Below are 21,843 nucleotides of genomic sequence, written 5' to 3'. Positions count from 1 at the left end.
GCTAAAATTAAACTAGAGGTAGTGATAATATGCTAGAAACAACAAATATCAATATTACAGATGCCGAATGGCGAATCATGCGAGTTATTTGGGCGCTCGATACTGTAACATCACGTCAATTGATCAATGTATTAGGGGATTCAATGGATTGGAAGCCAGCTACTATTAAGACGCTGCTTCGTCGTTTGAGCGATAAGGGAATTATTAAGTCCAAAAAAGATGGCAAAAAATTCATTTATTCAGCTGTTATGGACGAAAGTCGTACTGTTGACTTGGCATCTAAGAAGTTCTTCAATCAAGTCTGTGCTAAAAAAGTTGGTTCAGCAGTAGCTTATATTATTGATGAATCAGAATTGACCCAAGATGATATCGATAATATTCAGTCTAAATTGAATCAAAAGAAAGCAGTTGAATCTATAAATTGTAACTGTGTGCCTAATAATTGTGATTGTGACTAAAATATTGATAATTAATTAATAAATTTCAAAAAAGTGATGAAAAAATTATAAATAGATATTAAAATAGGGCTCGATAGAAGAAATTCTTTCGAGCCCTATTTTGAGGATAATTATATAATAGTAGTAATAGTTGATTGAGGAGATGATCTGTATCAAGAAAACGGGAAAGATTCTTGGAATGGCCGGTGTAGGTTTCATGGCATTGAAGGGATTCCAAGCGCATAAAGAACACAGAAGTCTAAGTAGTTTGATGATTGAGGAAACGTTAGATACTCTTAATTTGTTTCCAACGATTCATTCACAAGAAGATTTGGAACAATATGTTTCACATGGTTGTAAGCCATTTGAGTTACCAGAGATTGCTAAGTTACGTTATCACTTCAAATACCTTAAGGGGTTTGATGATACGTTAGAGTACGTTCCAAAGGAACAAACAAACAAGGTGATTTTTTATATTCATGGTGGGGCCTATTGGTTTGAGCCAATTACGCTGCATTATGATATGCTTCATAAATTGTCCAAAAAATCTCTCGCTAGAGTAGTTATGCCAATTTATCCTAAAGCACCACTTCATAATGCACATGAAGCCACAGCTATGGTGTTGTCACGTTATTTACACCTGATAAATGATGAGTTTGTTGATCCAGCAAATATTATTTTGATGGGAGATTCAGCCGGTGCAGGGATGGCTTTGTCGTTATTAGAGGTAATGCGTGATCGTGAGTATCCATTGCCAGGTAGGGCAGTATTATTGTCACCTTGGTTAGATGTTTCAACTAGTAATCCGGAGATGGAGGGCATTCAGTCTTCTGATCCATTACTTAGCATTAAGGATTTACAGTTTCAGGGTAAAGTCTACGCTGATACTTTAGATACTAAGGATCCACTAGTAAGTCCAATCTATGGAGATTTAACTAACTTACCTCCAATTGATGTATTTACTGGTACGCATGATATTTTGTATGCTGATGCTGAAAAACTAGGTAAAATGGCTGAAGATAAGGATATTGATTTGAAAATCCATACTTATGAGAATATGAATCATGTCTTTATGGTTTATCCTATTCCTGAGGCACGTGGTGTGGTTAAGGAGATTGCTGGGTTGATTTCTTAAACTTGCTGAAACGCGCTTCAAAATACAATTTCTTCCGCTTAACGCTAAAAATGGCGGTCAACACTTTCGTGTTGATCGTCATTTTTTGTGTTAATGCTCGGGAATTCCCGTATTTTGAAGCGCTCTGTTTTTAGGCTTGTTTATAATTTTCAGCCTTCAAATTACTTATTGTCATCATGACGATAAAGCTGATTACATATAGGGTTGAGATAAACATCATAACTGTTAGAATGTTGTAATTATCAAGGATCCAGCCTATTGCTAGACTTGAGAATCCACCGATACAACGTCCGGTATTCATGATTACGTTATTTGCCGTGGCACGTATCTCGGTTGGATAGAGTCTACTTACTACTGCTCCATATCCGGCGAACATTCCGTTTGAGAAGTAACCGACGATTGCTCCGACGATGATTAGAGAAATCATGTTTGTTGGTAATGTTAAAACGTAAACGCCGATTGTTGAACATACTAGGAAAATCCCAAAGGCCAATCTTGGTCCGAGTGTATCTAGGATCCAGCCGAAGGTTAACATTCCGGCACACATACCAAGGATAGTAGCAATCATCCAAGTGGAACTGGCAACTGTTAGATTCAATTGCTTTTGCATGATTGTTGGTAACCAATTCATTAGTCCGAAGTATCCGGCAATTTGGACGATTGCCATAACCATCAAGGCAATTGTTTGATGTGCAATTTTTGGTGTAGCGAATAATTCTTTAACACTGCCGTGTTTTTCTTTGGAGGATTTGATGAAGGTATCACTTTCTTTTAAGTGATGTCTGATGAAAAATGTGATGACAACTGGAAGAATTCCGAATAGGAATAATGCATGCCAGCCAAGAGTTGGGATTACTAATGTTGCCAAAAGTGCAGCAATGATAGCACCACCTTGTCCAGCCATACCGACCCAGCTTGAAACTCGTCCAAGCTTTTTCTTGGAGAAACTCTCTGCTAGTACTGTCATACCAATACCATATTCACCACCGCCACCGATTCCGGCGAAGAAGCGGCAAATATATACTAGTGTTAGATTGTGAGCGAAGAACATTGCTCCAGTAGCAATAGCGAAGATGAAGATCGTATAAGTAAAAGTTTTGATTCTACCGACTCTATCGGCTAAAATTCCAAAAAAAATACCACCTATAAGCATACCGATGTTCGTGATCGTAGAGATCATTCCGGCTTGCGTTCCACTTAATCCGAATTCGGCGATAATGGATGAGAGGGCGAATGATAAAAACATAACGTCCATATTCTCTAATCCAAAACCTGATGCTGTGGAAGCAACCACTTTAGCTCGGTAGCTATCTAGATGGGTTGAATTGTTATTTGCGACTATTTTCATAGTATATTTTCCTCCAAAATGAACGCTCACTGTCGTTCCTTATTTTGCTTGAATGTATAATAGCACGCAAAAAAATTATATACAAGAGGAGAATTACTGTATATTCAGTAAAAAGGTTAATGTATCAAGGTTTAAACAAATTCAATTTATTCTTTTATAAGGGATGATTTATTAATTATTATTCCAGTTACCGTCAACAATACAGCAAGTGTGGCTAATGTAATCAGAATGATCGAGCTTTGGCGTAAGAGTCCAAAGGCCACTGGCCCAAAGGCAGCTAGTAAGTATCCGGCAGACTGTGCCATACCAGAAACTTCAGCAGTTTGATAAGGATTGCTGGTTTTATTCGTGAAGAAGAAAATGGCAGTATTGAAAGCTACACCTTGAGCGACTCCCATAATAATTGACCAAAAGACAAGATATAATCCGCTTGTAGTTGGAAGCAAAAAGGACAATGGAGCAATCACGTAACCAAGAGTAACTAAGGATATTAATACCCTCATGCCCATCTTTCTAGGAGCCAAAAGGGGAACTATGAATGAACAAGGTAACCCGGCTAGTTGTAGGATGGTTAATAAGTTACTAGAGAAGATAGTTGTGACACCGTGACTACTGAGGACTTTTGGTAGCCAGGTTAATAGTGAATAATAAATAACTGATTGAAGTCCAAAGTATAAGGTTATCAACCAACCTAGATGCTGACGCCAAACGGTGTGATATTTTGGTGCAGTAATATTCTGGTCCACAGGTGATTTTTGATTATGAAAAATATTTGGGATCCAGAACACGAATGCAATAATTCCCATAATAGAAATCACTCCAAGTGTTGTTCCTAGATTTATTCTGGTAATGAGATATCCAGATAAAGCAGTACCGATTGCACCTATTAGAAGCATCGATAGGGTGTAAAGACTAGTACCGAGTGGAATCTGTGTCGGCATTTTGTCCTTGATGATGGCAGGAAGCAAGACGTTCCCACTATCAATACCGATACCAACTAATGCCGTCCCCAAGAACAAGGCCCAAATCGTTGGAATCACTCGTAAATAACTTCCGACTAGAAGCAAAATAAAAAATAAGAAAATTGTCAGTTCATTTCCACGTTTGTTAGCAATTTTGACAATGATCGGTGAGAAAATTGCAAAGGCAAGCAGTGGGATGGATGTTAATAATCCGGCCATTGAGCTAGGTATATCAAAGTTTTGCTCAATTCTTTCAAGTAGTGGTGGCATGATAGTGATTGGTAGACGCAGGTTTGCGGCGATTAACATCATACTGAATAAAAAGTATTTGTTGGATTTTTTTGCTGTGGTTATAGAATTCAAAAATATTCCCCCCTGATGATTGTTACTACTAGTGTAAAACAAAAAAAGATCAAACCAAACTAATGGCTAATCTTCTTAAATTATATCGACATCTTCATAACGTGTCATTAAAGTGTTGAAGTCATAATCTTTGATTGATTCAATACTTTTTTCTCCCTTGAAAAATGCTGTTAAACTTCCAGCAAGCATCAAGTTAAGTGGTTGATTATCCTCATAGCGAATTCCTATTACAGGAATATTATTGGCAAAGGCATAGCCGCATTCCCAAATAGTACCAGAATCTGGTTCAAATTCTGAATTTTCTAACTTGTAATCTAACATGGCAATAACAAGATCTGAAGTGTTGATATTAGTTATATCGTGTTTGAACACTGCAGTTTGCCATTCAAAAGTTCCAATTTTAGCAGGAGTATATTCACTGTCACCGGGACGGAAAATATCGCCGATTGTCTCATTTTCATTAAGTATTTTTTCAATCTCATTAAGTCGATTGGTTTGTTCCTTGCTGAAGAATGGTCCAGCCAAATATACACGATTTTTTTTATTCATGAAGTCGTTCTCCCCTTTTGTACGATATGGTATATTATACGTTATAACGGTGTGTGAATACTATAGTACCGTTATATGATATGGCTTACATAGTTAAAATTTTTCTTTCAATTGATTATATAAGATGGTATAACGGAATTAAGCACGGAGGAAGAAAATACCATGAAGAAGAAAAAGAACTTACGGGATAATGAACGCAACGTAAGTTATCTTGCAATCGTGGGGATATTGATAGCATTTTTGTTATTAATTTTTTAGGTATAGACGTGCTATAGATGGGTAAGATTAGGAAATTCTTTTTTATAATAGAAAAGATAAGAGCGATAAGTAATCTGATGTTAATTAGATTACTTATCGCTCTTAGTTTTTGAATTTATTACGATACTTTAGTGCTACATTAACTAAACTTAATAATACCGGTACTTCGACTAATGGCCCAATAACGGCGGTAAACGCTTCCCCAGAACCTATACCAAATACACTGACAGCCACCGCAATAGCAAGTTCAAAGTTATTGCTTGCAGCTGTTAATGATAATGATGTTGCAATGGGATAACTCGTTCCACGATGATGAGCAATTCCAAATGATACAAAGAACATTATTAAGAAATACAATAGTAATGGAATAGCAATTCTTACAACGTCTAGTGGTAATTGAACGACTTTTTCTCCTTTTACTGAGAACATAACGATTACAGTGAAAATTAATGCCCAGAATGTTATACGACTTATTTTGGGTACATAAATGTTCTCAAACCAGTTCTTACCTTTGAAATGTATCAATAAATATCTTGAAGCAATTCCGGCAATAAATGGAATACCCAAATATATCATGACACTTTTTGCAATTGATGCCATTGGAACATTGACAGTGTGAGTTTGTAGACCTAACCATCCAGGGATTATTGTAATAAAAAGGTAAGCAAAGAATGAATAGAAAACTATCTGAAATACTGCGTTAAAGGCTACCAATCCAGCTGTATATTCACTATCTCCTTGAGCTAGCTCACTCCAAACAATGACCATGGCGATACATCTTGCCAGACCAATCATGATTAAACCAGTCATGTAGCTAGGATAGTTGTGCAAAAAAATAACTGCTAAAGTGAACATAACTATTGGGCCAACAATCCAGTTTTGAATTAGTGAAACAGCTAAGGTTTTCCAATCTTTGAAGACGTGTCCCATTTCTTCATATTTAACTTTGGTTAGTGGTGGATACATCATTAATATTAGCCCAATGGCAATTGGAATCGATGTTGTGCCAATCGATAGATCATTGATGATATTGGCGGTGTTAGGCCAGAAGTAGCCAATTGATACACCAATAATCATAGCCAAAATTATCCACCAGGTCATATACCGGTCAAATAATGATAATTTCTTACTTGTATTTCTCAAAATATATTCCCCCTTTATAACATATAGATTAATATCTATCTATTGATTTGAAAAATAAACTACTTTTTATTGTAGTCACAAACACACTTTGAATTGCTTGATAGCAATTGTTTAGTATTCTCAAAGAAACCAGACGCAAATTCTTCATTTAGCGAATAATGTTTCCATTTACCTTCGCGATAACTTTTTACTATTCCGGAATCTTCCAGAATCTTCATATGATGTGAAAGGGTAGGTTGTGTAAAGTTGAAATAATCTAATAAGTCACAGGCGCATAAAGTCCGGTCAGAGATTAATTCAATTATTTTCAGTCTATTTTCATCAGACATAGCTTTTAAAGAGTTTACGTAATTTTGATAATTCATTTTTCACCTCATATAGATATTCGTCTATGTATGCTGTAATATTAACTTAAACAAATTATAATGTCAAAATTCGTTACTGGAGGTAACTATGAAGAGAATTTATTTCCTATGTACAGGTAATTCATGTCGCAGTCAAATGGCAGAGGGGTTTGGTCGTGAGTTGTTAGGTAATGATTGGGAAGTGGCAAGCGCCGGTGTTGAGACACATGGACTAAATAATTATGCTGTTAAAGTAATGGCAGAAGTGGGGATTGATATTTCTGGACAGTATTCTAAGTTAATCGATGTTGATTATCTTAATAGTTGTGATTTGGTAGTTACCTTATGTGGAGATGCTCGTGATAAGTGTCCGGTAACTCCTGCAACTGTAAAAAAATTACATTGGCCATTACCTGATCCCGCAGCAGTAACAGGATCAGAAAGTGAAAAGTTGGTTGAATTTCGTAAAATTCGTGACCAGATTAAAGACTTGATATTAACTTTGAAATTTGAATAAACATGTTGATAAGGGGGAAATTATTATGAGCATAAAATTTGGTAAAAAAATCAATTATTATCCATTATTAATAACATTAGTAATCAGTATATTTGTCGGATATTTAATTTCAATAACATCTAATGAGCTTAAATTAGGAATAATATTTGGACTGGTATGTTTAATAGTTATTTTGTCGATTTTTACAGTTAATATTGACGGTAATCATAGTTATTGGCTTGTTACTGAAAAGGGCATTTACTACTATGACTACAGTAAATTCACAAAAAGAGTCGCAGCTATATTGTTTCCATCATTCACTAATAGATTATTAATAACTTTTACTGAAATAAATTCAATTTCATTAGTAGTGGGTGAAGGGATGAGTGTGCCGAAAGGAATTGGATCAGAAGGTGCAGTAGATGCTAGCTTTTATGTCGTGGGATCAGCCTTAGGGTTATTCTCAAAGGGTTATTATTTGAAGATATTATTAAAGGATGATAAAGAAGTTGATTTGCCTTTTACATCGAATGATGTAGATATGAGAAATATAGGGCAAGTAGTAAGTGAAATAGAAAAACAAACTAATAAAAAAGTTACTGTATTGAGACTAAAATCAAAGAATTAGAGTGTGAAAATGCACGGGTAATTTTCGAGTATTAACGCAAATAGTTCCGGAATTCACGAAAATGAATTCCGGAACTATTTTTGTTAAACGGAAGAAATTGTGTATTTTCACACGTTTCCACTATAAATTTGCAGTGAAAACGTGTGCCAAAACATAATTTTCTCAATATAAGCCTAAAAGACCGATATTCACTTGCGTAAATACCGGCATTTTAGGCTTATAAACGAAAACTGAACGTGTTCTGCCACACTCTCTTTATTTTTCAGGTTCAACTAGCGAATTATCATTAGTACCAAACCACTTCTCATTGATCTTTTTAAGTGTTCCATCGTTAGCCAATTGTTGGAGTGCTGAATCAATCTTTCCCTTTAAGGTCTTATCGCCTTTTCTCATACCAACGGCAAAATCTTCACCATCGAATCCACCGACGGTTGTTTGATATGAATCAGGATTCTTTTCATGTTGAATATAATATCCAGCATAAACGCTATCTATCAACATCCCTTGAATCCTACCAGCATCAAGATCCATAAAGGCATTATTGAATGAATCATACATTACTGGAGTTTTATCCTTGATATAGTCTTTCAACATACCAGGGTGTTCATCCAACAAACTTGCACCAGAAGAACTGGTTTGAACGCCCAGAGTCTTATTTTGCATGCCAGAAAAGCTAGTTATATTTTCACTTTTCTTAGTAACAAGGACTTGTCTATTGGCCATGTAAGGACGTGAGAAGGCAATCTGTTTTTGGCGAGCTGGTGTAATTGTATAGCCGTTCCAGATTAGATCAATAGTACGATTACGCAATTCAGTTTCTTTCATATTCCAATCAATCGGTTGGAAGTCAGCTTTAATACCATATTGTTTGAAGACTGCTTTGGCCAAATCAATATCATAGCCGACTAACTTACCGTTCTTTTGACGGAATCCCATAGGAACAAAAGTGTCATCTAGTCCAATAATAACTCGTCCACGTTTCTTGATAGAACTCCAAGTGTCTGCAGTATTGGCTTCTTGCGCGATTGACTTTTTACTTCCACAACCACTAAGACTCAATACCATGATTAGGCTGGCTAAGAGGGCAACGAGTGAAACTAGTTTTTTTCTCATAATATATTAACCCCCCTTAATTATTTGTTAGTAATTGGTTTAACTTCTAATAGTTGATCGGCAATCTTTTTGGCGAATTCTGGATCATGGGTGATGACGATCTGTGTTATACCTGTCTTTTTCAAATTCAAAATAACTTCAGCGACAGCATCACGCAAACTAGGATCAAGTGCTGAGGTTGGTTCGTCGTAACAAAGAATCTTTGGTTGCATAGCCAATGCACGGGCAATAGCAACACGTTGTTTTTGACCACCAGATAACTCGAATGGATATTGGTTAGCTAAGTCGTCTAATTCCAATTGTTTGAGGATTACTTCAGCTTTTTGTTTGGCTGTATTTTTGTCTTGTTTTAGGACCATCATTGGAGCTAGTGTGATGTTCTCAATAACAGATAGATGAGGGAAGAGGTTGAAATCTTGAAAAACCACCCCAACAACACGTTCCTTGGAAGTCTCATCAGAAGGGTCAAATGGCTTATCATTCAAGATAAATGAACCGGAATCAACAGTTTCAAGACCAGCAATACAACGAAGAAGCGTTGTTTTACCAGCTCCTGAAGGTCCAACAATACTCAAAATAGAGTTGTCTTTGACCTCTAGGCTAAGGTTATCTAAAATTGTCTTGCCATCAAAACTTTTTGTAATATTTTTAAGTTCAAGCATAAGTTTTTCCTCCCATTAATCTCTATAATAACTGAAACGTTTTTCAAGCAATCTTAATATCCAAGTACATACCAATGTTAATAGTAGATAGATAACACCAACTAATACTAACGGTACAAGAGTGACATCACGGGAACTGGCGATATTTCCGGCACGAAGTAGGTCACCTAATCCAATTACGTATACTAATGATGAATCTTTGACCAAGTTGATAACTTCGTTACCAATTGAAGGTAAGACTATTTTGACAACTTGGGGAACGATGATCTTCCTAATAGTTTGGAAATAATTCAATCCAAGTACCTTAGCACCTTCAAACTGGCCTTCACTGATGGCACCAAAACCACCACGGAATATCTCAGCAAAGTAGGCTGTGTAGTTTAGGATAAAGGCAAAAAGTGCTGCATCATATCGCTCGAAGACAATATGTGCGAAGGGCATGTTTGGTAGGCCATAAAAGACGAAGATAAGTTGTAGTAGTAGTGGAGTTCCACGCATCACCCAGATATAAAAGGAAATGATCCAACTTAGTGGTTTGAATTTTGAGTTTCTTCCTAGTGAAACAAGGATTCCTAATGGAAGGGAACAAATAATAGTCCAAAAGAAAATTTTAAGTGTCATTGCAGTACCACTTAGTAGTGATGGTAATATTTCAAAAATATAATTCATGTTGATTCCTCCCCTTAAATTAAAACCTACAAAAAAATCCCCTTAGCCAAAAGACTAAGAGGACGACGTATCGTGATTCCACCTCTGATTCGTTAATATCTTACGACATTAACCTCAGGAAGTTATTGTAATTGTGATATAAAAAAGCCCTCTTAGCCAAAAAGACTAAGAGGGCGAATTTCGCGGTACCACCTCTGATTTCTAATATCTCACGGTATTAGACTCAAAAAGTTATTAAATAACTTCAGTGGTAACGGGACTACCGAAATAACTTACTATGACTTCAGTTATTCAACTTACAGATGTGTTTCATTCACTAAATGGATTGACTTGCACCACCGTCAACTCTCTGAACCAACTTAACAAATTACTCTTCTGTCGTCGTTTTTGTACGTGTTTAAATGTTGAAACAATGATAAAGCCAAAATTATATATTGTCAAGAATTAATTTGAATGAGTTATTGACTTACAATATATGCTGCGGTATATTATGTATGCAACCATATTATACGACGTATAGTATTGTAACTTCGTATAGTATTAAGAAATGAGGAGATAATATGGCAATTCAAGTATCAACTGAGATTCTTGAGGGCTCAGTCCTGTCCTTACTAACTCGAGAAGATTACTACGGATATGCGATTACTAGGGAAGTGCAAAAGGTATTCCCTATTTCAGAATCGACCATGTATCCAATTCTCAGACGGTTAAAAAAGATGGGTTGGTTAGAGACATATGATCAAGCCTATGAAGGACGTAACCGGAGATATTACAAGATCACTGAGCTTGGTCTGGATGAATTAACTAGAATTCGTGCAAATTGGAAAGAATTACGCGAGGCAACAGATATTATTTTGGAGGGAAACGATGGAAACTAAAGTTGTTGAATCATACATCAATGAGTTTGAAGTTTATCTGGGACAACTAGATGAGGATGAGCGAAAAGATGTCTTGGAATTTTATCGAGAATTTATTATCGATGCAAAACTTGATACATCAGATAAAATAATCAATGAACTGGGAACACCTAAGCATTTGGCTAGAAAGGTTCTAACTGATTATTCTATTAAGATGTCAGAAGAAGATTATCAAAATGTTGATAATGGTAATATTCCTACAGAGCAAAAAGCTAAGAAAAATGTCCGCATGATATGGCTGATTATCTTAGGATTATTTGCGACACCAGTGGCTATTCCATTTGCTGTTGTATTGCTCATTATGTTAGCAGTTGTAGTCGGTATGGCAATTTTTGGAGTCTTGTTGTTTGTATTCTTAGTAGCACTTTCAGCTATCTTGGGAATCGGAGCTATATTTGTAGGAATATCAGTTATCACTCAATCATTTGCCACTACACTGTTTTATGTCGGTGGAGGTCTAATAGCTTTGGGAATTGACTTCTTCTTAATTCCTATAGTTATTGCGATGTTCAAATGGTTCTTCCAAGTTGTGGTTATTTTCTTCCGTTGGATCGGTAAGAAACTATTATATGGAAGAAAGAGACCAAGCAAGGAGGACAAAAATAATGCGTAAGTATTTTGTGATGGGATTATATTTGATCATACTTGGTGCTATTTTACTTGGCGGTGGAGTGGCTATGCACGCTGAGACCACTGTCTTGTGGAATCATGGTTTCAAAATATCTAAGTCAGTAAATAAAACTGAGAAACTTCACAAGTTCAATAAAATAAAAGTTGATAGTGATGCTCACTCTGTAAATATTGAAACTGGTGATAAATATAAGATACAAATAGATGGTGATGAGTTACGTAATAGTGATTATTATGTTTCTGATGGTACTTTGTATATTACTGGGAACAAATTTGGTAAATACAAGGATATTATCGGTATATCATCCAACAATAATCCTCAAATAACGATAACTGTCCCAAGTGGTTCAAATCTTAAAGAATTGAACCTGAATATGAATCAATTGTATATGAATGTTAACGGATTAAATATTGATAAACTTAAAGTTTCTAGTGGTGCATATGGATCAATCACGTTCACTGATTCAGTGATTAAAAACGCTAAGAATATTGATTTGGAGTCGAGCTATTTGGAATTTGTACGTAGTGATGTTGAGAACTTTGAATTAAATGAATCAAATAATTCGAATATCACTTTTTCTGAAGGAACAATTAAGAATTCTATAATCAATACACACAATGTTGATTTGGATGTTGATAAGGGAATTCTAGATAATCTAACTTTTGAAACTGATAATGGTCATGCTGATATTAAGGATTCAACTCTAAAAGGTGCGAATAACTTCAAAATGAAAAATGGAAGTTTTTCAGCTGATACAGTTGATGTACAAGGCATAGATCTGTTGACTGTTAATGGAAATGTCACTTATTATGGTGAATCAAAAGGTAAGAGTTATCAAAATAATCCTGATTCAGATGATCTACTAAAGGTTCAAACTGATAATGGTTCGATCAAAGTCAACGGTAAATAAGTCTATCAAGTAGAAACTCACTAGCGATATGTTATAATATTCGGTACTGTGAGGGATATTAATGAATAATTATAAAAGGGTAAACTCCTTAGAAGTTAGAAGATTGGCAATGCGTACCTTCCTCAAGGATATCAAGGGAAATGTTGCTTTGAATATTTTTCCCATCCTGATGCGTTTGGTTGCTATGTATTTTGGAACTAGAATCTATAATTCATGGCTAGGCGAATTGGGCGTTAGTTTTAGTAATCCACAAGAAGCCAGTGAACGTTTAAGCGAGATTTCCCAACAAATGGCTAATGATCCATCTGCAGCTACTAAATATGCACTTAGCTTGACTCCGGGTAGTAGCGTTATTATCTTTGCGTTTTTATTTTTCTTCGTACTTGTCTGTACAGGAGTTGGATATACAATGCTAGATAAAATGCGTCACCCAAATTTAGAGATCAATGCTTTGAAGGATAGTCTACAAGTTTTCAGTAGTAGATTTTTCTTCCCAGTTTTGTTCATTACAGCAATGCTTGGTGTATTCGTTGAAGCTGGATTATCACTGTACATTATTCCTGGTATTTGGTTCTTTCTTATTTTTAGTCAGAGCTTTTATATTTTGAAGGATGATGTGGATAAGAATAAGACTTGGTCGATTCGTGCAACCTTCTTGAGTTTAGCAAAGAGCTCAAGATTGATGCGTGGACACAAGACAACATTGTTCTTCATCTGTTTTGAATTTTTATTATGGGAAATTGTTAATTTAATGACACATGAAATTTTATCGATCTGGTTGCATCCCTATGAGCAACTTACTTTGGCAGCATTTTATGCCAAAATCAGTGAGGTTGATAAAGCAAATAGAGCAAAAGCGGCGGCTTAATTGTCGTTGTTTTTTTTGCATATTTTTCTGTAAGCGATATCATGGAACTAAACGAATATGGGAGAATTGACTAATGGCATATTATAAAGAGAAGTTAGACAAGATTTCACAAAACTATGGTTTGTTAACAGAGATGTCAGGTGAACCGGGTAAGGACTTTTTGAGCTTACACGCTTCAGCATTAAAAGACGGCGCACTACCTCATAAGTCAAAGGAGTTAATGTGTTTGTGTGTAGCAATTTCGATTCGCTGTGAGGGATGTATCCTTGATCATTTACGTAATGCAATCAAGGCTGGAGCAACTAGAGAAGAGATAGTCGAGACAGTTAATACAGCGATTGTTATGAGTGGTGGACCTGCCTATGTATACGGTGGTACGGCACTTGATGCAATGGAAGAATTATTAGGTAGTGAAGGCAAAAAATAATGGATAATTTTGAAGAAGCTAGAAAAATGCGCTTAGAGTGGAAGAAAAGTGACGACCACAGAGATCTAGGATTACCAACTAATCCCAAGGGTGTTAAGCGTTATAACGATATTAGTTATGGACCTGTTGGAGTCTCAAATTTATTGGACGTGTATGAACCAAATAACACTCCCGGAAAGTTACCAGTAATAGTAAATTGTCATGGTGGTGGGTATTTCTATGGAACCAAAGAGACTTATCAATTCTATGGGTTAGATTGGGCCAAGCGTGGCTTTGCATTTGTTAATTTCAATTATCGACTAGCACCAGAAACAGTGTTCCCAGGTGCTTTGCAAGATACTGATAAGGTTATGCAGTGGGTATCTGAAAATGCTGAAGAATATAATCTTGATTTGAACCGTGTCTTTCTTGTAGGTGACAGTGCCGGTGGCAATATGGTATTGCAATTTATGACAGCCTATTCTAATACCAATTATCGTGATTGGTTTGGATTTAAAGAGCTTGATAAAGTGAACATTCTTGGTGCTGCAATGAATTGTGGCGTATATTTCCTAAATCGTCCGGGAGCAATCTCAGGTGCGGTGGAATCTTATTTCACTGCTAAGGTACAAAAAGAAATGCATGAACAAATGACACCACAAAATTACATCGATGCAACAGTTCCACCATTGTATGTTATGTCCGCCAATCAAGACTTCTTACATGATGAAGCAGTCAGAATGGATCAATTCTTGTGTGACTCTAATATTAAACATGAATTCAAAATTTATGGTGATGAAGACCACCCTCGTGGTCATGTATTCCATGTCAATATGCGTGACGACTTGGCTCGTGAGTGTAATGATGATGAACAGAAGTTTTTTGAGGCAGAGTTTGACAAGGTGCGATAGCCTTTGAGTCCGGTATTTACGTAAGTAAATGCAGGGCTTTTTTGGACTGGACGAAAAAATTGTGTTTTGGCACGCGTTTTCACTGCAACTTAGGGTCGAAGTTCCTTTAGTATGAGCACAAAAAGCGTTAAAATAAATATAGATATAATTATATAAAGTAATATAAAATATGATTCATAATTATTCAGAGGGGGAAACTGATATTATGAAATTACACAAAATGATAATGGTAGGTGCACTTGCACTTGGTTTGTCAGGGTTAACAGTGTTTACGAATTCTGCAACAGTTAATGCGGATGATACTAGTTCAAATATCGCAATCGATGGTCAATATTCTGATTGGCAAAGTACCAAACTAACTACTGGATATAATGGTGGTATCGCCATAGTTGGCGATGGACAATATGCAGATATCTATGTTCATATGCAATACGGTGACGTACCGAGTTCAGGGTATGTATTGTCAATCAATGGCAAGGATTATTATATGTCATCTAAGTCTTCTGATGGTTCAAGTGGTGATTCTAAGCAAGTTAGTTTCACTGGTGGAAAATGGGATGGCGGTGACCAATACGGAACTGTCGGTACTGGTTATGTAAGTCAAGATAATGGTTCTGGTGTAGGTGAATTCAGAATTGATCTAAGCAAGTTTGATGATTCTAGTTCATCAGCTAGTCAAAAGGTTTCAGTAAGAGCCTATAGTATTGGGAATACCCCAGCTACTACGTCAACAAATATTACAAGTCCAACAACATCTACTGGAGTAGTTACCGATAAGGGTGACACAAATGAAAAAGGTGATACACCTACAGATGTTAATGCAAGTAATGATAATGATAATTTGAATACTAATATTGATGGTAAGTATCAAGATTGGAAGAACATGACTTTGACAGAAGGATATAACGGTTATACTGCTATGTCTAGTGACGGTGATAATATATACGTCTATGTCAAAATGAAGAATGGTACCGTACCGGGTTATGGTGATTATAACTTCGATATTGGTGGCAAGAAATTCTATATTTGGTCAGACAATATCAGCAATAATCTAAGCTCTGGCGAAAGTAAGAAGATCAGCCTTACTGGTGGCGATATTAATGAGGGCCATCAATACGGGACTGTCGGTACTGGTTATGTTTCTAATGTAGATAATAAGAGTGTGGCTGAGTTTAAGATCGATATGAGTAAACTTGGTGTTTCATCAATGACTGGACAAACTATAACAATGAGTAATCCTAATATTGGTGCTCAAAAAGTTACTGTTGCCGGTGGTTCAACTGGCCCAATCCTACTTTCTGGAATTGGTGCTGTTGTGGCTATTCTCGGTTATGTTCAGCTTAAGAGAAAAGGCTACTTAGATAAGAAGGACTTACGTATTTCTGGTAAGTAGTTTATGTTTTACAAATTAAATAATAGGACTGATATTTTATGAACGTATATATCCTGCTAGGCATCGTGGTATGGCTGTATGTGTTGTCAGTGCTAAAGCGAGCCCAGCTATCTGCTTTCTTCTTCATCGTTGGTAGTGCTGGACTTTTCTTTATTCTCACAGCAATTAGTCGGCCATATTGGGTCTGGTTTTTTACCCATGCCGTCATACACGGGGTGGATTTATTCAGCAGAATAACTAATTGGAGTAATGTGATGTTAAAAACAGGACTTGTTTACATCACAAATGGGCACAATCCTGTAGTAATGTCGATTGATTACGAATGTTCCGGAATTATAGAAACTTGTGCGTTTATTGCTTTGACGGTATTTTTTCCAATGTATAAGCGTAAGGAGAAGGTATTCTATGCTATTTTCGGTTTGGTTTTTATTTATTTGAGTAATGTTTTGCGCTTGATTATCGTTATAACGATTGTTCATTTTGGTGGTGGTAGTGCTTTCTTTCTAGCTCACTCGGTTATTGGACGATTAGTTTTCTATGTGCTGGTTATTGCATTGTATTACAATGTATTCACTTATTCTCAGTTGACACGTGGAATTTATCGAGAATTCTTAGATTGGGGGCATCATAAACAGTGATGTACTGGATCAATTTAGCTTTGAGCCGGATGGGATTTTGGATCACTTGGGCATTGATCCCGATTGTTGTTGAAATAATCCCAGCAATCGTATCGACCATTAAGCTGATGTATATGCATTTGCATGAGCCAAAACTAGAAGCTCCTGGCAAGTGGCCATGGGTTTCCATTATTGTGCCAGTCTATAATTCAGAGGATACTTTATTTGCATGTATTGAATCGATAAATAATCAGACGTATACCAAGAAAGCTATGCAGATCGTACTAGCGAACAATCAGAGTACAGATGATAGCTTCGGCGTCTATGCGAAGGCACAAAACACCTTTCCAGAATTGATTTTGCGCTATGTTAATACTGATAATGGTAAGGCTAAGGCGTTGAATACTGCCATTTATGAGAGTATTGGTAATTATGTAATCAATATTGATAGTGATGGTGTACTAGAACCTAATGCAGTTAAGAATATGGTGCTACGATTTGAGAATGACCCAAGTATTGCGGCCATGACGGGGGCTATATTGCCCAATTCTTCAATGGTTCAAAATGTTAAAGGGTTTTGGCATCGTATTTTGGCCAAAAATGAATATTACGAATATGCTCAAGCTTTCCTATCTGGTCGAACGATTGAATCCTCACGTGATCAGTTGTTTACAATGTCAGGTGCATTCTCAGCTTTTAGACGAGAAGTATTAATGGAAACATTCTTGTATGATATTGATACTATTGGTGAGGATACTGATATGACTTTTCAGATTCGGACACGACTTGGTAAAAAGGTCGTTATTTGTTCCAATGCCATTTTTTATTGTGAGCCGATTTCTGGATTGAATGAATTGTATACTCAAAGGCAGCGATGGCAACGTGGTGAGATGGAAGTTGCCCATAACTATATGGCCAAAACAGCCGGTTTAAAGGAGTTCTTTAACAACTTTTTGGTTCGTCGGATGATTATTGATCATACCTTCAGTTTTCCTAGAATGATCTGGACCTTTGCGAGTTTTGTTTTGATAGCTTTTGGATATTCGCCGATAATCTTGTTGTTATCATACATATTGATCTATGCACTATATGTATTTGTCGGATTGATCAACTTTATCAGTGTCGGTATTCTATTGCGTGAATATCATGATGAGCAACATTATTATCTGAAGTTGTGGTGGGTCGTTATGACGCTACCTGTATATATGTTCATCTGTTCGTGGATACGTTTGATTGGGATCATCAACGGGATGACGACTAGATCTTCTTGGCAAATGAAGAATATCAATACAGAGATAACTCAGTTGCAAAGTGTTTTCAAAGATGATGTTAAAACGGTTAAAGAACAGCGTAGTAAAGATAGGGAAGGAAAATGATTCATGATTAAACAACGGTCATACAAAATCAAATCATACGTAAATGCTAGTCATGCAGTTCGTTGGAAGTCAGGTACTGGTAAGAAGCATAACCATACTTGGGAGATAGTCTGTGAGTTGCATGCCTTCGAAGGTATGGTTTCTTTTTTTGATATTGAGAAGTCTTTGAGTGCAGCGATTGATGAATTGTCTGGCAAGTACTTAAATGATTTACCAGAGTTTAAAGTCATTAATCCAACCGTCGAAAATGTGACTGAATATCTCTTTGATAAAGTTGATGGCATCTTGAAAGATAACGGTGCCATGTTATTAAGGATCGAAGTCAGTGATTCACCAACTCGATCATTTTGTATTGATGTAACAGGACGAAACATACCAACTGAATCAGAAATTAAGTCAGAACAAAAAAAACAGGACGAATCAGATGCGTAGATTTTATAATTTCAGTCATACAATAATTAATATTTTTTGGAGGGTTCTATTCTTTTTAACCCTCTTTTTTGCTTTAACATCATCCAATATTATTATTGGTGATAATGACACGTTTGGGACTAGTACCACTATGGTGACTTCAGGGTTGGTTATTTTGATCATTGCCATTGCAGTACTCAATTATGCCTATCCCAAGATACATGCTTGGTTTTCCAATGTATTTGTGAAACATCAATTGATAACTTCAGGGCTGATGTTATTGGCCGTGTTGATAGGTCAGGTTGTTTTTGTATCATATGTACATCCAGTTGCTGGATTCGATGCAGGAGCGCTACATTATGCGGCTATTAGTGCTGAACATGCCAAAGAGGTCAATACTATTGCGTATTACAGCCTATATCCCAATAATATCTTGAGTATGTTGGGGATGCATTGGTTAACAGAAGTCAGCGGACAGACTTCGTGGCAGTTTTTTGATTATGTTACTTTGGCCTTGGTAGATCTATCTGCGATTTTCAATCTATTGAGTGTTGTAGTTGTTCGTAAGCGTTTATTGGGAGTTGCCATGTACATTCATTGTGCTTGGTTAGCTGTATTCCCAAGTATCATCATGCCTTATACAGATGCATGGGTATTACCATTTATCTCACTATTCTTGCTCTGCTATTTCCTTATGCGCAATTCATTAAGTTTTAAAAATTCTTTAGCTCAATTGATATTTGTGTTATCGTCCATCGGTTGTGGTGTTAGTTTGGTATTAACATATTTTGTTAAGCCATCAGCCATCGTTCCGGCTATCGCAATTGTTATTATTGAATTATTAACATGGCTGGTTCAAAAAAAGCACTTCACTTTGAAAGGGACAATTCTGACCTTTTCCGTTTTGATTCTAGTTGGCGGGAGTGCGGGTTTGACCTATAAAACTGCTAGCAATGTGATTCAAAATCAAACTTATATCAAGATAGATAAGTCACTTTCGATCCCACCGATCCACTTTATGGCCATGGGTGTTTACGGCGAAGGTGGATATAACACTAAACAGGCTGTTGAGATGTCTGTTTTACGAACCAAAAAAGAGAAAACGGATTATTCAATTGAGATGTTGACTAGGCGTTTGAAAAAATTAGGCCCACTAGGTTATTTGAAGTTCTTAGCTATGAAGCAACGTAATAATACTGCGGACGGGACTTTTGGCTGGTTAAAAGAGGGACATTTCTTCCGTGATAATCAAAAAACGAATAATAAAGGAATCAGTAACAAAATTAAGAATTATGTTTATTTGTACGGAAAACATATTGCTGACTTCAGATTTGCTGCACAGTTGTGGTGGATCGCATTATTGATGATCATTGCGTTAGGGTTTGGACCACGTCAAAATATTATTCAAATCCTACGACTATCAATGGTAGGTGGATTCTTATTCTTACTGCTATTTGAAGGTGGTCGTAGTCGTTATCTAATTCAGTACCTGCCATGTCTATTATTGTTGGGAACATTTTCGTTTGAACGTGCTGTTGAAAATGTTAAACGACTCCTTGGTTGGTATGAGGTGAAATTGGATGAATCTGAAAAATAGAGCGTAAAAACACACGGGAATTTCCGAGCATTAGCACAAAAAATAGGGGCCTTCACGAAAGTGAAGACCCTATTTTTAGCGCTAAGCGGAAGAAATTGTGTGTTTTTACGCGTTTGCGAAGCAAACAAGGAATAAGAAGTAAAAGCACCTGAAATTGAACTTCCTGATAAAAAATTGTGTTTTGTCACGCTATATTATTTTGTTTCCATATCAGGACGATCTTCAACAAAAATATAATCAATGGCTTTTGCACCAATAGTTACAGAAGATCCATCTTCTTTTTTTAGAACTAATGAATTATCGAATTTTTCTTTTTTAATAATCTTGATAGTATCGTCAATTCGCATATTTAAACTTGAGAAGTACTGTAGAAAGTCGTAGTTATCAGAAACACGGACGATTTGAACCGTTTGTCCATCAGGAATCATACTTAGTAACTTGTCATCAGCATCAGTTTCGCCTTTGCCATTACCAGGGATGATACCACCATGTGGACAACGTTGAGGAAAATCTAAGAATTCATTCAGATGATCCATCAAGTCTTTATCAGACGAATGTTCCAAGTCATCGGCGTGATGATGGACGTTATCTACGGGGTAATCAAGACATCTATTCAAAAATACTTCCCATAAACGGTGAGTCTTAACTAACTTTTCTGATATTTTATTCCCCTTTGGAGTTAGGGTTATTTTATTGTAGGGCGAATGTGTTAAATAACCATCAGCGGATAATGAATTGAGCATTTCAGTTACTGAAGGTGCACTGACGTCCATGATCTCGGCAATACGCTTGTTAGTGATCTTAGTAAAATCGTAATTCAGCTCGTATATAGTCTTAAGATAATTTTCTTTGTTAGGTGACAATTTTATGACCTTTCGTTTAGACTAAAAATTTAATTAGTTATATACATTATAACGCTTTTAATTAAAATTTGTGGAGTGATAATGCTAAAATATAAATGTAAATATTATATTGAATTTTCAGAAAAAGGGGATATGCTTATGAATTATACCAAGCGACGTTTCGATTGGTTTGGGTTTATTATTGGTCTGATTTCACTATATGCTGGTTACTTAGTTTTGTGGTACCCACTAGGAAGTCTCTCGACTATTGCTGCAATTTTTGGTGTTTATGTTATTTTACGTGGAATATATCAATTGTGGTTTGGATCACAGATGACTAGATTTTTAGGTGTCAGAAGTGGTTGGACAGTTTTTTCTTCAATTGTTGATATTCTTATTGGTGTGTTATTTATCGCACATTTGAATTTTGGAGTTATGGTATTTATTTATATGTTTGCCATATGGTTCTTGATCGATGCAATTTTCCAATTAACAACATCAAGGTTGTACCATTTCTTTGGTAAGAAGTACTATATCGCAATTGTTATTTTAGCAATTTTAAATTTGATTTTTGCACTCATATTATTGTTCAATCCAATTCTAGCTGGAGGAGTCATTATTTTCTTTTTGGCCTTCTTTTTCATCACAACTGGAATTGTGGAAATAATTGAAGCATTTTGATATAAGTTATTTCATCTACATAGTCTATTTGGTAAGATAGTAGATGAAAGTGCCGTCTTAGCTCAGATAGGTAGAGCATCACCATGGTAAGGTGGGGGTCGTCGGTTCAATTCCGATAGACGGCTTTCGAAGTGTTTCATAGAGTTTCATTAAGAAAAGTAAAGGGCCTATAAACG

General features: G+C 36.2%; 24 protein-coding genes, 1 tRNA gene, 1 pseudogene and 1 other annotated feature. Of the genes and pseudogenes, 17 read left to right on the top strand and 9 right to left on the bottom strand.

What is annotated here, in order from left to right:
• Positions 1-29: 29 nt before the first annotated feature.
• Positions 30-458, top strand: coding sequence for a CopY/TcrY family copper transport repressor (locus tag BTM29_RS01355; protein ID WP_076613783.1), 429 nt, complete (start codon positions 30-32; stop codon positions 456-458).
• A 142-nt stretch (positions 459-600) separates the two neighbouring features.
• Complete coding sequence (locus BTM29_RS01350) at positions 601-1,572, top strand: alpha/beta hydrolase fold domain-containing protein (protein ID WP_157886430.1); 972 nt, start codon at positions 601-603, stop codon at positions 1,570-1,572.
• Between the two features lie 130 nt (positions 1,573-1,702).
• Here BTM29_RS01350 and BTM29_RS01345 read toward each other — a convergent pair whose 3' ends face one another.
• From BTM29_RS01345 to BTM29_RS01325, 5 genes are all read right to left on the bottom strand, one after another.
• A complete protein-coding gene (locus tag BTM29_RS01345; protein WP_076613781.1) occupies positions 1,703-2,920 on the bottom strand; it encodes an MFS transporter in 1,218 nt (405 codons plus the stop codon).
• Positions 2,921-3,066: 146 nt separating this feature from the next.
• A complete protein-coding gene (locus BTM29_RS01340) occupies positions 3,067-4,245 on the bottom strand; it encodes a CynX/NimT family MFS transporter (protein ID WP_225972217.1) in 1,179 nt (392 codons plus the stop codon).
• Between the two features lie 75 nt (positions 4,246-4,320).
• Positions 4,321-4,794 carry a nucleoside 2-deoxyribosyltransferase gene (locus tag BTM29_RS01335; protein ID WP_076613780.1) on the bottom strand — a complete coding sequence of 158 codons (474 nt, stop codon included), beginning with the start codon at positions 4,792-4,794 and terminating at the stop codon, positions 4,321-4,323.
• A 360-nt stretch (positions 4,795-5,154) separates the two neighbouring features.
• A complete protein-coding gene (gene arsB, locus BTM29_RS01330) occupies positions 5,155-6,195 on the bottom strand; it encodes an ACR3 family arsenite efflux transporter (RefSeq protein ID WP_076613779.1) in 1,041 nt (346 codons plus the stop codon).
• Positions 6,196-6,254: 59 nt separating this feature from the next.
• Complete coding sequence (locus BTM29_RS01325; RefSeq protein WP_076613778.1) at positions 6,255-6,560, bottom strand: ArsR/SmtB family transcription factor; 306 nt, start codon at positions 6,558-6,560, stop codon at positions 6,255-6,257.
• Positions 6,561-6,648: 88 nt separating this feature from the next.
• Here BTM29_RS01325 and arsC point away from each other — a divergent pair, with 88 nt between their 5' ends.
• Positions 6,649-7,056, top strand: coding sequence for an arsenate reductase (thioredoxin) (gene arsC / locus BTM29_RS01320; RefSeq protein ID WP_076613777.1), 408 nt, complete (start codon positions 6,649-6,651; stop codon positions 7,054-7,056).
• A 25-nt stretch (positions 7,057-7,081) separates the two neighbouring features.
• On the top strand, positions 7,082-7,663 hold the full coding sequence (locus BTM29_RS01315) for a hypothetical protein (protein ID WP_076613776.1): 582 nt from the start codon (positions 7,082-7,084) through the stop codon (positions 7,661-7,663).
• 255 nt (positions 7,664-7,918) lie between these two features.
• Here the strand turns inward: BTM29_RS01315 and BTM29_RS01310 are convergent, their stop codons facing one another.
• The 3 genes from BTM29_RS01310 to BTM29_RS01300 are packed head-to-tail and all read right to left on the bottom strand — an operon-like array spanning position 7,919 to position 10,107.
• Positions 7,919-8,776 carry an amino acid ABC transporter substrate-binding protein gene (locus BTM29_RS01310; protein ID WP_076613775.1) on the bottom strand — a complete coding sequence of 286 codons (858 nt, stop codon included), beginning with the start codon at positions 8,774-8,776 and terminating at the stop codon, positions 7,919-7,921.
• 20 nt (positions 8,777-8,796) lie between these two features.
• On the bottom strand, positions 8,797-9,438 hold the full coding sequence (locus tag BTM29_RS01305) for an amino acid ABC transporter ATP-binding protein (protein WP_076613774.1): 642 nt from the start codon (positions 9,436-9,438) through the stop codon (positions 8,797-8,799).
• Positions 9,439-9,453: 15 nt separating this feature from the next.
• Positions 9,454-10,107, bottom strand: coding sequence for an amino acid ABC transporter permease (locus BTM29_RS01300; protein WP_076613773.1), 654 nt, complete (start codon positions 10,105-10,107; stop codon positions 9,454-9,456).
• Positions 10,108-10,273: 166 nt separating this feature from the next.
• Positions 10,274-10,498, bottom strand: a binding site (T-box leader).
• A gap of 169 nt (positions 10,499-10,667) precedes the next feature.
• On the opposite strand from BTM29_RS01300, the gene BTM29_RS01295 reads away from it, so the two are divergent.
• The 11 genes and pseudogenes from BTM29_RS01295 (at position 10,668) to BTM29_RS01245 (ending at position 20,144) form a co-directional block, all read left to right on the top strand.
• Positions 10,668-10,985, top strand: coding sequence for a PadR family transcriptional regulator (locus BTM29_RS01295; protein WP_076613772.1), 318 nt, complete (start codon positions 10,668-10,670; stop codon positions 10,983-10,985).
• A complete protein-coding gene (locus BTM29_RS01290) occupies positions 10,975-11,637 on the top strand; it encodes a DUF1700 domain-containing protein (RefSeq protein ID WP_076613771.1) in 663 nt (220 codons plus the stop codon). Before BTM29_RS01295 ends, BTM29_RS01290 begins: the two co-directional genes overlap by 11 nt.
• Positions 11,630-12,565, top strand: a complete 936-nt coding sequence (locus tag BTM29_RS01285) for a DUF4097 family beta strand repeat-containing protein (RefSeq protein WP_076613770.1) — start codon at positions 11,630-11,632, stop codon at positions 12,563-12,565. The genes BTM29_RS01290 and BTM29_RS01285 overlap by 8 nt, the downstream gene beginning before the upstream one ends.
• Positions 12,566-12,626: 61 nt before the next feature.
• Entirely contained in the window at positions 12,627-13,433 is an 807-nt protein-coding gene (locus tag BTM29_RS01280; protein ID WP_076613769.1) for a DUF975 family protein, read from the top strand.
• Positions 13,434-13,506: 73 nt separating this feature from the next.
• The gene (locus tag BTM29_RS01275; RefSeq protein ID WP_076613768.1) at positions 13,507-13,860 is read left to right on the top strand and encodes a carboxymuconolactone decarboxylase family protein; all 354 of its coding nucleotides are present in this window, start codon (positions 13,507-13,509) and stop codon (positions 13,858-13,860) included.
• Positions 13,860-14,750, top strand: coding sequence for an alpha/beta hydrolase (locus BTM29_RS01270; protein ID WP_076613767.1), 891 nt, complete (start codon positions 13,860-13,862; stop codon positions 14,748-14,750). The genes BTM29_RS01275 and BTM29_RS01270 overlap by 1 nt, the downstream gene beginning before the upstream one ends.
• A gap of 205 nt (positions 14,751-14,955) precedes the next feature.
• Complete coding sequence (locus BTM29_RS01265) at positions 14,956-16,143, top strand: Firmicu-CTERM sorting domain-containing protein (protein ID WP_076613766.1); 1,188 nt, start codon at positions 14,956-14,958, stop codon at positions 16,141-16,143.
• Positions 16,144-16,181: 38 nt separating this feature from the next.
• On the top strand, positions 16,182-16,781 hold the full coding sequence (gene xrtG, locus BTM29_RS01260) for an exosortase family protein XrtG (RefSeq protein ID WP_076613765.1): 600 nt from the start codon (positions 16,182-16,184) through the stop codon (positions 16,779-16,781).
• The gene (locus tag BTM29_RS01255; RefSeq protein WP_083685887.1) at positions 16,781-18,136 is read left to right on the top strand and encodes a TIGR03111 family XrtG-associated glycosyltransferase; all 1,356 of its coding nucleotides are present in this window, start codon (positions 16,781-16,783) and stop codon (positions 18,134-18,136) included. Before xrtG ends, BTM29_RS01255 begins: the two co-directional genes overlap by 1 nt.
• A gap of 3 nt (positions 18,137-18,139) precedes the next feature.
• Positions 18,140-18,499 (top strand): annotated as a pseudogene (locus BTM29_RS01250) (6-carboxytetrahydropterin synthase); the annotation flags it as partial.
• Positions 18,500-18,560: 61 nt separating this feature from the next.
• Positions 18,561-20,144, top strand: coding sequence for a TIGR03766 family XrtG-associated glycosyltransferase (locus BTM29_RS01245; protein WP_076613763.1), 1,584 nt, complete (start codon positions 18,561-18,563; stop codon positions 20,142-20,144).
• Between the two features lie 194 nt (positions 20,145-20,338).
• On the opposite strand, the gene BTM29_RS01240 is transcribed toward BTM29_RS01245, so the two are convergent.
• Entirely contained in the window at positions 20,339-21,007 is a 669-nt protein-coding gene (locus BTM29_RS01240) for a metal-dependent transcriptional regulator (protein WP_076613762.1), read from the bottom strand.
• A 138-nt stretch (positions 21,008-21,145) separates the two neighbouring features.
• On the opposite strand from BTM29_RS01240, the gene BTM29_RS01235 reads away from it, so the two are divergent.
• Both BTM29_RS01235 and BTM29_RS01230 read left to right on the top strand, forming a co-directional pair.
• The gene (locus BTM29_RS01235; RefSeq protein ID WP_076613761.1) at positions 21,146-21,667 is read left to right on the top strand and encodes an HdeD family acid-resistance protein; all 522 of its coding nucleotides are present in this window, start codon (positions 21,146-21,148) and stop codon (positions 21,665-21,667) included.
• Between the two features lie 51 nt (positions 21,668-21,718).
• A tRNA-Thr gene (locus BTM29_RS01230) sits at positions 21,719-21,792 on the top strand.
• Positions 21,793-21,843 lie beyond the last annotated feature (51 nt).

The sequence above is a fragment of the Companilactobacillus allii genome (assembly GCF_001971585.1).
Classification (GTDB): Bacteria; Bacillota; Bacilli; order Lactobacillales; family Lactobacillaceae; genus Companilactobacillus; species Companilactobacillus allii.
This window is presented reverse-complemented; position numbering and strand designations above follow the sequence as displayed.